At 71.8% G+C, this 13716-nt stretch carries 10 protein-coding genes and 2 pseudogenes; 8 read left to right on the plus strand and 4 right to left on the minus strand.

Annotated features, from left to right (window positions below; all coding sequences use genetic code 11):
* Window positions 1-114: 114 nt before the first annotated feature.
* A complete protein-coding gene (gene panB / locus BM237_RS27265) occupies window positions 115-972 on the minus strand; it encodes a 3-methyl-2-oxobutanoate hydroxymethyltransferase (RefSeq protein ID WP_093852411.1) in 858 nt (285 codons plus the stop codon).
* A gap of 172 nt (window positions 973-1144) precedes the next feature.
* On the opposite strand from panB, the gene BM237_RS27270 reads away from it, so the two are divergent.
* The 4 genes from BM237_RS27270 (at window position 1145) to BM237_RS27285 (ending at window position 6270) form a co-directional block, all read left to right on the plus strand.
* Window positions 1145-2812: an MFS transporter gene (locus tag BM237_RS27270; RefSeq protein WP_093852412.1), complete on the plus strand. Its 1668-nt coding sequence runs from the start codon at window positions 1145-1147 to the stop codon at window positions 2810-2812.
* Complete coding sequence (locus BM237_RS27275) at window positions 2809-3420, plus strand: TetR/AcrR family transcriptional regulator (RefSeq protein ID WP_093852413.1); 612 nt, start codon at window positions 2809-2811, stop codon at window positions 3418-3420. The genes BM237_RS27270 and BM237_RS27275 overlap by 4 nt, the downstream gene beginning before the upstream one ends.
* A gap of 288 nt (window positions 3421-3708) precedes the next feature.
* The gene (locus BM237_RS27280; protein ID WP_093852414.1) at window positions 3709-4755 is read left to right on the plus strand and encodes an endonuclease/exonuclease/phosphatase family protein; all 1047 of its coding nucleotides are present in this window, start codon (window positions 3709-3711) and stop codon (window positions 4753-4755) included.
* A gap of 207 nt (window positions 4756-4962) precedes the next feature.
* Window positions 4963-6270: an MFS transporter gene (locus BM237_RS27285; RefSeq protein WP_093852415.1), complete on the plus strand. Its 1308-nt coding sequence runs from the start codon at window positions 4963-4965 to the stop codon at window positions 6268-6270.
* Window positions 6271-6682: 412 nt separating this feature from the next.
* Here BM237_RS27285 and BM237_RS27290 read toward each other — a convergent pair whose 3' ends face one another.
* Window positions 6683-8437: an NAD+ synthase gene (locus BM237_RS27290; RefSeq protein WP_093852416.1), complete on the minus strand. Its 1755-nt coding sequence runs from the start codon at window positions 8435-8437 to the stop codon at window positions 6683-6685.
* 160 nt (window positions 8438-8597) lie between these two features.
* On the opposite strand from BM237_RS27290, the gene BM237_RS27295 reads away from it, so the two are divergent.
* The 3 genes from BM237_RS27295 (at window position 8598) to glnA (ending at window position 11356) form a co-directional block, all read left to right on the plus strand.
* Complete coding sequence (locus tag BM237_RS27295; protein ID WP_093852417.1) at window positions 8598-9188, plus strand: Uma2 family endonuclease; 591 nt, start codon at window positions 8598-8600, stop codon at window positions 9186-9188.
* A 77-nt stretch (window positions 9189-9265) separates the two neighbouring features.
* Complete coding sequence (locus BM237_RS27300) at window positions 9266-9898, plus strand: GNAT family N-acetyltransferase (RefSeq protein WP_093852418.1); 633 nt, start codon at window positions 9266-9268, stop codon at window positions 9896-9898.
* Between the two features lie 96 nt (window positions 9899-9994).
* Complete coding sequence (gene glnA, locus BM237_RS27305; RefSeq protein ID WP_093852419.1) at window positions 9995-11356, plus strand: type I glutamate--ammonia ligase; 1362 nt, start codon at window positions 9995-9997, stop codon at window positions 11354-11356.
* A 75-nt stretch (window positions 11357-11431) separates the two neighbouring features.
* Here the strand turns inward: glnA and BM237_RS27310 are convergent.
* A pseudogene (locus tag BM237_RS27310) lies at window positions 11432-11707 on the minus strand (tyrosine-type recombinase/integrase); the annotation flags it as partial.
* Between the two features lie 57 nt (window positions 11708-11764).
* Window positions 11765-12905 (minus strand): annotated as a pseudogene (locus BM237_RS27315) (transposase).
* A gap of 262 nt (window positions 12906-13167) precedes the next feature.
* On the opposite strand from BM237_RS27315, the gene BM237_RS27320 reads away from it, so the two are divergent.
* Window positions 13168-13710, plus strand: a complete 543-nt coding sequence (locus tag BM237_RS27320) for a transposase family protein (RefSeq protein WP_093852421.1) — start codon at window positions 13168-13170, stop codon at window positions 13708-13710.
* The last annotated feature ends 6 nt before the right edge of the window (window positions 13711-13716 follow it).

Here is a 13716-nt window from a genome sequence, read left to right on the forward strand (position 1 = left end):
TCCGGGTACGGCCGAACATAACGGGCGGCCCGCCGACGGGCCGGGGGAAGGCCGTCGGCGGGCCGCCGCGGGAGGACCGGTGTCGGCCGGTGGGGGAGGGCCGGCCGCCGCCGGTCAGTGGAAGGTGTGCTCCTCGGTGGGGAAGGCGGAGCCGACCACGTCCTGGGCGAACTCGCGTGCCGCGTCGCCGAGCGTCTCGCGCAGCCGCGCGTACTGCCTGACGAAGCGCGGCATCCGGCCCTGCGTCATGCCGGCCATGTCCGTCCAGACCAGCACCTGGGCGTCGCAGTCCGGGCCGGCGCCGATGCCGATAGTGGGGATGCTCAGGGAGCGGGTGACCTCGGCGGCCAGCTCGGCCGGCACCATCTCCATGACGAGGGCGAAGGCGCCGGCGTCCTGGGCGGCCTTGGCGTCGCGCAGGAGCTGGTGGGCGGCCTCGTCGCCGCGGCCCTGGACGTAGTAGCCGCCCAGCGCGTTGACCGACTGCGGGGTCAGGCCCAGGTGGGACATCACGGGGATGCCGGACCGCACGAGCAGCTCGGTCTGGGCCAGCGAGCGCTCGCCGCCCTCCAGCTTCACCGCGCCGGCGCCGGCCTCCTTCACCAGGTGGGTGGCGTTGCGCAGGGCCTGGACGGGGCCCTCCTGGTACGAGCCGAAGGGGAGGTCGGCGACGACCATCGCCCGCCGGGTGCCGCGTACGACGGCGGCGGACATCATGGCCATCTGCTCCATGGTGACGGGCACCGTGGTGTCGTAGCCGAGGTGGCAGTTGCCCGCCGAGTCCCCGACGAGCAGGACGGGGATGCCCGCCTCGTCGAAGACGGACGCGGTCATCGCGTCGTACGCGGTGAGCATGGGCCACTTCTCGCCGCGCTCCTTGGCGGCGGCCAGGTCCCTCACGGTGATGCGTCGCTGCTGCGTTCCGCCGTACAGCGCCTTGCTGCTGTCGGCTGCCTGCTGGGCATGCGTCATTGCGCCGGCTCCTGTGTTCGTCGTCTCGAGGCGCCCTCACGGCGTCCCCGGATCCGCGTCCATGGTGGCACTACCGCCGGGCGGGAGGGAAGAGGGGCCGCCGCGGCGCGACACGGGGGAGCGCGTAGCGATACGAGACGGGTTCGTATCGCAAATGTCCTAATCTGTGGCGATGAGTGCAGTTGATTCCGAAGCGCCGCCGTGTTCGGTGACCCCGGAGGCCGTGCACCGCAGGCGCTGGGCGATCCTGGCCGTCCTGATGCTCAGCCTGCTGATCGTCGTACTGGACAACTCGATCCTCAACGTCGCGATGAGGACCCTCGCGACCCCGCCCCCCACCGGACTCGGCGCCACCCACGGCCAGCTGGAATGGGCGGTGAACTCCTACACGCTCGTCTTCGCGGGGCTGCTGTTCACCTCGGGCCTGCTCGGTGACCGCTACGGGCGCAAGCGGGTGCTGCTGGCGGGCCTGGTGCTGTTCGGCGTCGGCTCGGTGCTGGCCGGACTGTCCGGCTCGCCCGGCGAGCTGATCGCCTTCCGCGCGCTGATGGGCGTCGGCGGCGCCCTGGTGATGCCCTCCACGCTCGCCGTCCTGATGAACGTCTTCGAACGCGACGAGCAGCCCAGGGCCATGGGGATCTGGACCGGGGGCGTCGGCGTGGCCATCGCCGTGGGGCCGGCCACCGGCGGCCTGCTGCTGGAGCACTTCTGGTGGGGCTCGGTCTTCATGGTCAACGTGCCCATCGTGATCGTCGCGCTGATCGCGATGGCCGTGCTGGTCCCCGACTCCAGGGACCCCGCGCCCGGCCGCCCCGACATCCCGGGCGTACTGCTGTCGGTCGTCGGCCTGGTGCTGCTGGTGTACGGCATCATCAAGGGCGGGCAGCTCGCCGACTTCACCGACCCCGAGGTGCTGCTCACGGTGGGCGGCGGCCTCGCGGTCCTGGCAGGCTTCGTGCTCCACGAGAGACACAGCCGGCACCCGGCCCTGGACGTGCGGTACTTTCGCGAGCCTGCCTTCTCGGCCGCCGTCACCGCCGTGGCGCTGGTGTTCTTCGCGCTGATGGGCGTGACGTTCTTCATGGTCTTCTACACCCAGAGCGTGCGCGGCTACACACCCTTCCAGACCGGTCTGCTGCTGCTCCCGCTCGCCGCCTCGCAGCTTTTCTTCGCCTCCCGGGCGGAGCTGGCCGTGAAGCGTTTCGGCGCCCGGGCCACCTGCGCGGCCGGCCTGCTGGCGGTCGCCGCGACCATGGCGGCTTTCGTGCTGCTCGGCACCGACACCCCGATCTGGGTCCTGGAGGTCCTCTTCGTCGTCCAGGGCGCCGGGATGGCGCACGTCACGCCGCCCGTCACGGTCACGATCATGCAGTCGCTGCCGCGCGAGAGAGCCGGCTCCGGCTCGGCGGTCAACAACATCTTCCGGCAGGTCGGCGGCGCGCTGGGCGTCGCGGTGCTCGGCTCGCTGCTCTCGGCGGCCTACCGGGGCCGGATCGACGGCGAACTGGCCGGGCTGCCGGGCCTGTCGGAGAACGCCCGGCACGCGGCGGGCGAGTCCATCGAGGCCACCCGGACGCTGGCCGAGCGGATGGGCCCGGCGGGCCGGGCGCTGACCGAACGGGCCGACGAGGCGTTCGTCCACGCCATGCACATCACGGTCGTGGCCTCCGCCGCTGTCGCCCTGGCCGGTGCGGTGGTCGTCGCGCTGTTCATGCCGGGCAGGCGGAGCGCGCCGGGCGGGAGGGGCGACGGGGAGGAAGGGCGGAGCGAGGGGGTGGGCGTGCCCGTGGCGGGGCGCGGGCGGGAGGCCCTGAAGGCGCAGCCGGAGGTGGAGCGGTGAGGGGGGAGGGGGCCGGGGAGGTGCGCGCCGTGCGCGGCAGGCCGCGCAGCGCGGCCGCGGACCGGGCGATCATCGCGGCAGCGCTGCGGCTGCTGGAGCGCGGGGCCGGCGTCGGCGCGCTGTCCATGGAGGGGATCGCCCGCGAGGCGGGCGTGGGCAAGGCGACCGTCTACCGCCGCTGGCCGGGCAGGGACGAACTGCTGCTGGACGTCATGCGGGCCCTGGACGAGCCCCAGGCCGAGGTGCGCGGCGACTGTGTGCGGGAGGATCTGGTGGAGATCCTGGAGGGGCTGCGGCGCAAGGGCCTGGCCAAGCGGGACTCGGCGCTGCTGCGCACCATGATGAGCCACTTCCACAGCCGTCCGAGGCTGTGGCAGGCCTACCACGACACCGTGATCCGCGCCCGGCGCGAGACGCTGCACGCGGTGCTGCGGCGCGGCGTGGCCGAGGGCGGGATCCGCGCGGACCTGGATGTCGGGCTGCTGGGGGAGCTGTTCACCGGGCCGATGCTGTCGCGGGCGCTGCTGCACGAGTGGAGGCAGTTGCCCGAGGGGCTGGCCGAGCAGATCGTGGACGGGGTGCTGGACGGCGCCCGGCCGCGCGGCTGACGCGGCAGAGGGGGTGAGGGGAGTGAGAGGGCCGGCGCGTTCCCGGTGGGGACGCGTGGGCGCGCGTACGTGCGTGCGGGGCTGTGCGCCGTGCCGGAATGTGCGTGTTTCGTTACAGTGGCGGGTGCTGCCGAAAGGTCAGGAACCCGCCACAGGACCGCGTTCGTCCTGGCAGACGTACAGGTGTACGGGCCGCCCGGTGCGGCGCGCCCGGCAAGCAAGACCGGCCGCCACCCGGACGCCGGACCGGGGCAGCGGCCTCGCGATGACGGCAAGTGAGGACGGCGGATGGCACGGGCGTACATGACCGAGGCGGAGTCGCAGACGTCGCGGGGCGAGGTGGACGGGCGCCCCGGCCCCGCCCCCTCCTTCGTCGCCCGCCTCCGGCGCGCGATCGCCCGGGCGGGCGGCGAGGGCCGGTGGCGCCGCGGCCTGCTGCTCGCGCTGCTGGCCGTGCTGGTCGCGCTGCTGATGGCGCTGCACTCCCGGATGCCCAACCGGGTCGGCAACCTGGGCAGCCTGCTGGAGACCTTCCTGCCGTGGGCCGGTCTGGCGATCCCCCTGCTGCTCCTGGCCGGGCTGCTGCGCCGTTCGGCCACCGCGCTGGTGGCGCTGCTGCTGCCCGCGGTGGTCTGGACCCACATGTTCGGCGGTCTGGTCACCGACAAGCGCGCCGACGGCGGAGACCTGACCGTGGTCACCCACAACGTCAACGCCGACAACCCCGACCCCGCCGGTACGGCGCGGCAGCTGGCGCGCAGCGGCGCCGAGGTGCTGTCCCTCCAGGAGCTGCCGGGCCGGTCGGTGGCGGAGTACGAGAAGGCGCTGGCGGACGCCTACCCCCACCACGTGGTGCTGGGCACGGTCGGGCTGTGGAGCAAGTACCCGATCGACGACGCCCGGCCGGTGGACATCGGCATCGGCTGGACGCGGGCGATGCGCGCCACCGTCGGCACGCCGAGGGGGGACGTCGCCGTGTACGGCGCGCACCTGCCGTCGGTGCGGGTGAGGTTCGAGGCGGGGTTCACCGCCCGCCAGCGCGATGTCGCCTCCGACCTGCTGGGCGAGGCCATCGTGGCGGAGTCCGTCGGGCGGGTGGTGCTGCTGGGCGACCTCAACGGGACGATGAACGACCGGGCGCTGGCGTCCGTCACCTCGCAGATGCGCTCCACGCAGGGCGCGGCGGGTGACGGGTTCGGGTTCAGCTGGCCCGCGTCGTTCCCGATGGCCCGGATCGACCAGATCATGGTGAAGGGGGTCGAGCCGGTGTCGTCGTGGGCGCTGCCGCCGACCGGCAGTGACCATCTGCCGCTGGCGGCGTCGGTGAGCTGGTAAGGGCCCGATCGAGGGTTCCGGAGGACGGGTCGCCCCGTACGGGGCGACCCGTCCGCTGTTTGTGGCACGGCTGTCACCTATTTGTTTTGTGCCGGAACAAAAAGCTGCGAGACTTGGTCGTGTCCGGGGCGGACCGGTTCGGGCCGGTTCCGCTTCCTGTGCCCTGCGTCTGCTGCGCACCCACCCCTCGCGTCGAAAGGCTCTCCCATGCCCCTGGCCCTGCTCGCTCTCGCGGTCGCGGCCTTCGGGATCGGCACCACCGAGTTCGTGATGATGGGCCTGCTGCCCAACGTCGCGGACGACCTGGGCGTCTCCGTACCCGCCGCCGGCCATCTCGTCTCCGCCTACGCCATCGGTGTCGTCATCGGCGCCCCGCTCCTGGCCGCCGTCGGGGTCCGCGTCCCGCGCAGGCGGATGCTCATCGCCCTGATGGGCCTGTTCACCATCGGCAACCTCGCCTCCGCCCTCGCTCCCGGCTACGGCACACTGCTGGCCGGACGGGTGCTGGCCGGGCTGCCGCACGGCGCGTTCTTCGGCGTCGGCGCGGTCGTCGCCGCCCGCCTGGTGCGGGAGGGCCGGCAGGCGCGGGCCGTGGCCACGATGTTCCTGGGGCTGACCGTGGCCAACATCGTCGGCGTGCCCGGTGGCACGGCACTGGGGCAGCAACTGGGGTGGCGTGCGACGTTCCTGGTCGTCACCGTGATCGGGCTGGTCGCGATGGGGGCGCTGGCGGCGCTGGTGCCGTGTCTGCCGCTGGAGCGGCGGGGTGCCGGTGGCGGCGTGGTGCGTGAACTGCGCCGCGAGGTGCGGGCGCTGGGGGACCGGCAGGTGCTGCTCGGACTGCTGACGGCCGTCTTCGGGTTCGCGGGCGTCTTCGCCCTCTACAGCTACCTGGCCTCGATGGTCACCGAGGTCACGGGGATGGCCGAGTCGTCGGTGACGGTCGTGCTGGCTCTCTTCGGTGTCGGCATGACGCTGGGTGCGCTGGCCGCGGGGCCGCTGACCGACCGCGCGCTGCGGCCCACGCTGTACGGGGCGCTGGGTGCGCTGGCGCTGGTGCTGGTGGCGTTCCGGTTCACCGTCCACGTGCCGTGGGCGGCGATGGCGACCGTGGTGGTGATCGGTGCGGTGGGGTTCATGACCACCACGCCGCTGCAGATGCTCGTGATGGAGAAGGCGCGCCACGCGCCGACGCTCGCCGCGGCCTCCAACCACTCCGCGTTCAACCTGGCCAACGCGGGCGGTGCGTGGGCCGGTGGTACGGCCATCGCGGCGGGCTGGGGGTGGACGTCCCCGGCGCTGGTGGGCGCGGGCCTGGCGGTGGTGGGGCTGGTGATCGCCGTGGTGGCGGGGGTGCTGGACCGGGTGGGCCGGGTGGGCCGGGTGGGCCGGGGGGCGCCGGCCGGGCGGCGGTCGCGGGTGGTGGCTCGCGGGGCGGGTTCGCGCGGGGCGGGTGCGCGTGAGGCCGGTTCGCGGGAGGAGGCGGGTAGCCGGGGTGGGGCCGGGGTTCGCTGAGAGCGGGGCCGGTTCCGCCGTGGGCGGCGGGGCGTGAGGTGGGGCGGGGGCCGGGTGCGTGTGGGGGCGGGGCCGGTCCGGGGCGAACATTCCGGACGGCATGATTTACGGCCGTTGCCGTGCACCGTCGGGTGGAGCGCCTATTGGCCACAAATCATGCTTGAGTGTCCGGAACGTCCGCCCCTCCCCGTCCCCTCCCGCCGTCGCCCGGGTGCTGGTGGGTGGCCTCTGTCCGGTTCTCTTCCGCTGTCACTCGAGTGCTGGTGGGCGGCCCTCCCCGCCCCTCCGGCGGTCGGCCGTCCGGCGGCCGGGGGCTCGCTGGGGCGGAACGGGCGAGGTCCGGAGCCCCGTTGTTCCCCGGACACGGCGCCGGCGCCCCGGTGGTGGGGCGCCCGCCGTTGTGGGGACGGGGTCAGCCGGTTTCGCGCCAGCGGTTGGTGATCGGCAGGCGGCGGTCCTTGCCGAAGCCCTTCGCGGAGATCTTCGTGCCCGGCGGGTACTGCCGCCGCTTGTACTCGGCGGTGTCCGTCATGCGCAGGACGCGGGTGACGGTCTCCTCGTCGAAGCCCTCGGCGATGATCTCCTCCCGGCCCCGGTCCAGGTCCACGTACAGCTCCAGGATCCGGTCCAGGACGTCGTAGTCGGGGAGGGAGTCGGTGTCCACCTGGTCCGGGCGCAGCTCCGCGCTCGGCGGCTTGGAGATGGAGTTCTCCGGGATCGGCGGGGTCTCGCCGCGCTCGGCGGCGGCCTTGTTGCGCCAGAGGGCGAGGCGGAAGACGGTCGTCTTGTAGACGTCCTTGATCGGGCCGTACGCGCCGACCGAGTCGCCGTAGAGGGTCGAGTAGCCGACGGCCAGCTCGGACTTGTTGCCCGGCGCGAGCACGATGTGGCCCTCCTGGTTGGACAGGCCCATCAGCAGGGTGCCGCGCAGCCGTGCCTGGAGGTTCTCCTCCGCCAGGCCGGTGAGGTGGAGCGAGTCCATGTAGGCGTCGAACATCGGGGCGATCGGTACGGTGCGGAAGTTGAGGCCGGTGCGGCGGGCCATCTCCGCCGCGTCGTCCCTGGAGTGCTCCGAGGAGTAGCGCGAGGGCATGGAGACGCCGTACACGTTCTCCGGGCCGATCGCGTCGCAGGCGATGGCGGCGGTGAGAGCGGAGTCGATGCCGCCGGACAGCCCGATGAGCACCGAGCGGAAACCGTTCTTCAGGACGTAGGCGCGCAGGCCCGTGACGAGGGCGGTGTAGATCTCCTCGTCGTCGTCCATGCGGGGGGCCTCCGCGCCGGTGACCTGCGGCTCGTACGCGGGGAGGGGGACGGCGGAGAGGGGGCGGTGTTCGATGCGCAGGCCGTCGGAGACGTTGCCGGAGGGGGGTTCGGGCGCGGCGGCGGGCAGGTCGAGGTCGAGGACGACGCAACCCTCCTCGAACTGCGGGGCCCGCGCGATGACCTCGCCGTCGGCGGAGACGACGATCGAGTCGCCGTCGAAGACCAGGTCGTCCTGGGCGCCGACCATGGCCAGGTAGGCGGTGGTGCAGCCGGCCTCGCGGGCCCGGCGGCGCACCAGGTCCAGGCGGGTGTCGTCCTTGTTCCGCTCGTAGGGGGAGGCGTTGACGGACAGCAGCAGGCCCGCCCCGGCGGCGCGGGCGGCGGGCACCCGGCCGCCGTCCTGCCACAGGTCCTCGCAGATCGCCAGGGCCACGTCGACGCCGTGGACCCGGACCACGGGCAGGGTCTCGCCGGGGACGAAGTAGCGGAACTCGTCGAAGACCCCGTAGTTGGGAAGGTGGTGCTTGGCGTAGGTCAGCACGACCTCGCCCCCGTGGAGGACGGCCGCGGCGTTCCGGGGCGCGCCGGCGGGCTGGCCGTAGCGGGGCTGGGCCTCCTCCGCCCGGTCGAGGTAGCCGACGACCACGGGGAGTTCGCCGAGCCCTTCGTCGGCCAGGCGGGCGGCGAGGGCGGTGAGGGCGGAGCGGCTGGCGCGGACGAAGGACGGGCGCAGGGCCAGGTCCTCGACGGGGTAGCCGGTGAGCATCATCTCGGGGAACGCCACGAGGTGCGCCCCCTGCTCGGCCGAGTGCCGCGTCCAGCGGACGACCGCGTCCGCGTTCCCGGCGAGGTCGCCGACGGTGGAGTCGATCTGGTTCAGGGCGAGTCGTAGCTGAGGCACGCGGTCAGTCTAATCGTCGTACTGACGCGATCCCGGGAGGCGGGGACCGGTCTGGCTACCGCGTGTCGCACCCGTTCGGGTGAAGGTCTCGGTCCCAGGTGTGGTGGGGGCTTCCGGCTTACGATGATGGCCTCGACCACCGGCCGTCAGGAGGAATGCCATGTCCGCCGCAGCAGTCGAGTACCCCTGCGACGACGCGCCGAACCTGCTGGAGGAAGCCGAGGAGCTCTCCCGGAAGCTCCCCGGCTACCGCGTCGAGATCATCGGGGGAGAGATCACCGTGACACCACCCGCCGACGGGCACCATGGACTGTCGTTGACCGACCTGACCTTTGCCCTGGCAGCCCTGCACGGCAGGGAAAGCAAGGTGATCCAGGCCATGGGCGTCTGGCTGCCGGACGGTCCCTTCGACTACGCCGTTCCCGATCTCGCCGTCGTGGACGCCGACTTCGTCGATCACCTTGTCGAGCACAACTGCTACGACCCCGCGGTCTTCCGGATGGTGTTGGAGGTCACCTCCTCCAACTACGGCAACGACCTGAAGAAGAAGGTCACCGCCTATGCGATCGCCGGGATCCCCGTCTACGTCATCGCCGACCGCCGCAACCGGCGGGTGCATGTGCTGACCGAGCCGGAGTACGGGGAGTACCGCGTGCACGCGGTACATCCGCCCGGGGAGTCCTTCACCCTGCCGGAGTCGGTGGGCGCGCCGGTGACGCTGGAGGTGGACCGGGTGCTGGGGCTGGGGTAGCGCTCCCGGAGGGTTGCCGCGCGGGGCTCGTGCGGTCATGCTGGGAGCGCTCCCAGTGTAGGTGGAAGGAGGCCTCGGTGGGCGAGGGCAGGGGCGGACCGTTCGTACGGCCGTACCGGGCGCGGGACCGGGAGGCGGTGTACGACGTGTGCGTGCGCACCGCCGACGCGGGCGGCGACGCGCGGGGGATCTACCGGGACCCGGATCTGATGGGCGACCTCTTCGCCGGCCCGTACGTGTGGCTCGCGCCGCACCTGGCCTTCGTGCTGGACGACGGCGGGCGCGCGGTCGGGTACGCGATCGGCACCGCCGACACCGCCGCGTTCGCCGAGGCGTTCCGCCGTCAATGGCTGCCGCGGGTGGCCGGCAGGCATCCGAGGGCGCGGCAGCCTGTGACACCGGACGAGCGGATGACCGAGCTGCTGTACACACCCGAGCGGATGGTGCTGCCCGAACTCGCCGACCACCCGGCGCACCTCCACATCGACATCCTCCCCGCGTACCAGCGCGCGGGGCACGGGAGGGCGCTGATGCGCACGCTGCTGGACGCCCTGCGCCGGGAGGGGGCCGGGCGCGTCCATCTGGGCATGCTGACGGTGAACACCGGCGCACGGCGCTTCTACGACCGCCTCGGCTTCCACGAGCTGGCGGTGCCCGACCCCGGCCCGCTCACCTATCTGGGAAGGTCCACGGAGGCCGGGTCGGCGTAATGTGACGGTAACCCCTCACCGTGATACTGGTGTGCGGGCCGCTCCCTTCCCGGGCGGCATGGGGAAGGGCCGTCTGACCAGCGAGGATGGGTGACCATGGACAAGCAGCAGGAATTCGTGCTCAGGACGCTCGAAGAGCGCGACATCCGGTTCGTCCGGCTGTGGTTCACCGACGTGCTCGGCTTCCTGAAGTCCGTCGCCGTCGCGCCGGCGGAGCTGGAGCAGGCCTTCGACGAGGGCATGGGGTTCGACGGGTCCGCGATCGAGGGCTTCGCCCGCGTCTACGAGTCCGACATGATCGCCAAGCCCGACCCGAGCACCTTCCAGATCCTGCCCTGGCGCGCCGAGGCCCCCGGCACCGCGCGGATGTTCTGCGACATCCTGATGCCGGACGGCTCCCCCTCCTACGCCGACCCCCGCTACGTCCTCAAGCGGGCCCTGAACAAGACCTCCGACCTGGGCTTCACCTTCTACACCCACCCCGAGATCGAGTTCTTCCTGCTCAAGGACAAGCCGGTGGACGGCACCCGGCCCACCCCGGCCGACTCCTCCGGCTACTTCGACCACACCCCGCAGCACGTCGGCCAGGACTTCCGCCGCCAGGCGATCACGATGCTGGAGTCGATGGGCATCTCGGTGGAGTTCTCCCACCACGAGGGCGCCCCGGGGCAGCAGGAGATCGACCTGCGGTACGCCGACGCCCTGTCGACGGCCGACAACATCATGACGTTCCGGCTGGTGATGAAGCAGGTCGCGCTGGAACAGGGGGTGCAGGCGACCTTCATGCCCAAGCCGTTCTCGGAGTTCCCCGGCTCCGGGATGCACACCCATCTGTCGCTGTTCGAGGGCGACCGCAACGCCTTCCACGAGTCCGGCGCCGAGTACCAGCTCTCCAAGGTCGGCCGCTCCTTCATCGCCGGGCTGCTCAGGCACGCCGGGGAGATCTCCGCCGTCACCAACCAGTGGGTCAACTCCTACAAGCGCATCTGGGGCGGGGCCCAGCGCACCGCGGGCGCCGGCGGCGAGGCGCCCTCCTACATCTGCTGGGGGCACAACAACCGCTCCGCGCTGATCCGCGTGCCGATGTACAAGCCGGGCAAGATGGGCTCCACCCGCATCGAGGTGCGCTCCCTGGACTCCGGCGCCAACCCCTACCTGGCCTACGCGGTGCTGCTCGCGGCCGGACTGAAGGGCATCGAGGAGGGCTACGAGCTTCCGGCCGGCGCCGAGGACGACGTGTGGGCGCTGTCGGACGCCGAACGCCGCGCGATGGGCATCGAGCCGCTGCCGCAGAACCTGGGCGAGGCGATCGCGCTGATGGAGCGCAGCGAACTGGTCGCCGAGACCCTGGGCGAGCACGTCTTCGACTTCTTCCTGCGCAACAAGAAGCAGGAGTGGGAGGAGTACCGCTCCGAGGTCACCGCCTTCGAGCTGCGCAAGTCCCTGCCGGTGCTGTAAGCGCAGGTCAGCGAGGAGTTCCGGTTACGGCAACACTCAGGGCCGGCGGCACACCGCAGTCGGCCCTGAGTCGCTTCACCCGTCCTGGGCCGTCTGTGGGCCGTCCGGCGGTGAAACGGCGCCCTCGTACACGCTGTCCACGGCCCGCCTCGTACGCTCCTCGCTGCTCGGCATCAGGTGCGTGTACACCCGCAGCGTGAAGCCGGCGTCGGAGTGGCCGAGATAGGTGCTCAGCGCCTTGATGTTCTCCCCGGCGTCCAGCAGCACCGACGCGTAGAAGTGCCGCAACGCGTGCATACCGTGCTCGCGTGCCGCTTCGTACCGCCCGCCTTCCTCGGGCTCCGGGAGGATTCGGGTCTGTCAAACGAGCGGCTCTGTCTCACTTCCGGTGGTGGCAGAGTGTGATCGTCAGCCGAGCAGGATCCGGTGTCGAAGTAGCGGGAAGCTCGCGAGGCCGTACATCTGACGCCTGGTCATCTTGGATTTCTGTTGACGCCTTTGGCACCGCCATTGCGATACGGCAGGGGAGGGCGGCATCGGCGGCGGCGCGGGCGGCCTCGACCCGCCCGCGCCGGTGGTCCTTGAGACGGCCGGGGCGGGTGAGAAGGTAATGGGCCAGGCACCGGAGTGAGAGCGCCGGTCGGTCGGCCTCGACGCAGCCCTGGGTGATGTAGCGGACCAGAAGGTTGGCGCTGCCGGTGTAGTCCAGCTCCTTGATCTCCCTCAGCAGGTGGGTGACCGGGAGGGCAAGGTTCCGCTCACGCCGCCCACGCAGATGCTCACGGTAGGGATCCACCAGAGCGGGCCGGTACATCAGAGCGCGGACGAGGCTCTCGGGGACGCGGTCGTAGCGCTTGACCGTGTTCAGGGCGAGGTTCAGCCGGCGTGCGCATTCCAGCGGGCCGACTCCGCGCTCGCGCAGGTCGTGAATCTGCTGCCAGCGCTCGTGGGTTGTGGCCGCCTGCTTGCCCTGGACCAGGGGCAGCCCGGTCTTGGCCCAGCACATGCCGTGCACGGCAATCTCCGTGCGGACTACCTCGGCTGAGTCGTGCCAGATGTGCCACCGGCCTGCGACCTGTACGGCCTCGGGCAGAGCGCGGCGGATGGCCTCGGCGTGGGTGGCCGAGCCGTCCCGGCACACGCCCTCCACGCCGGGGCGCGCGCGGAGCCACACCTCCAGGTGGCCGGGTCGGCAGCGGCAGACGCGCCAGGACACGCAGGGCGGTGTGTCGGGAGACGGCGACCGCTGGCAGGGCCGGCTGACTCCCGCGCCACCGCCTCGGGTAGCTGCTCCTGGAATGTCTGCCGACACCCCAGGGCGGGGCATACCGGGCGCCGCACCCGCACCTCGATCACCACCCGGCGCGCATCTCTCGGAACATCCGCAAGACGGCGCCAGCAGTACCCGTGCGCCCGGTCCGGACTAACCCCACAATCCGGGCACGCAGCCCTCCCCTGCGGGTCCGTGCCCGCAGCACGATCTGGGCCCCTCGTTCGTCGTGTCTTCTATGACCAACGGCGACAACCCTGAGAACGCCACCCGTGCCAGATCGTTGACAGCGTCAACGACACCAGCCGCTCAGCGTCGCTACCGAATGTGAGACAGGGCCGCTCGATTGACGGGCCCCCGTCACGAAAGGTCGAGGTCAGCGGGAAAGGTCCCGTCAGTGAACGCTTCTCATCCTGTGGCTCGTGGGTGATGACGGCTGGTGGTCGGGGGCCGTAACGCGGCAGGGCTCCTGGTCGCTGCGGCTGGTGATCTCACTCGCCAACGTCCCGACACAGGAGCCCTGTTGGTCCCGTATCGTGCCATGCTCGACGTCCCGCACGAGGTCGTGGAGCACGTTTCCTGGCTCATCTACGCCCGAAGGTGTGAGCTGAACTCCCGCTGGCGGAAGCTGGGCTGCTTCCGGCAGGCCCTGCTGGTCCTGGTACACCTGCGCAAGAACGAGACCCTGGCCCAGGCCGCAGCGGGGTTCGGCGTCTCCACCGCCACCGCCGGCCGGTACGTGAGCGAAACGGTCGACCTCCTCGCCGAGCGTGCCCCGAGTCTGCACGAGGCCCTGCGCGAGCTGCCGCCGGAGGGGTTCGTCATCCTCGACGGCACGCTGATCACTACCGACCGCATCGCGGCGGACGAGCCGTACTACTCGCAGAAGCACCGCCACCACGACCTGCCCGAGCACTACCAGCAGTACAACCGGAACCACGCCCGGCTGCGCGCTCCGGGCGAACGCGCCTTCGCCCGCCTCAAGCAATGGCAGATCCTCCGCAAGGCCCGGTGCAGCACCAACCGCATCGGTCGCACGGTCGCCGCCGTTCACGCCATCGAGATCGCCTGGCGCTCAGGATGAGAAGCG

Source organism: Streptomyces mangrovi (genome assembly GCF_900114215.1).
Lineage (GTDB): Bacteria > Actinomycetota > Actinomycetes > Streptomycetales > Streptomycetaceae > Streptomyces > Streptomyces barkulensis.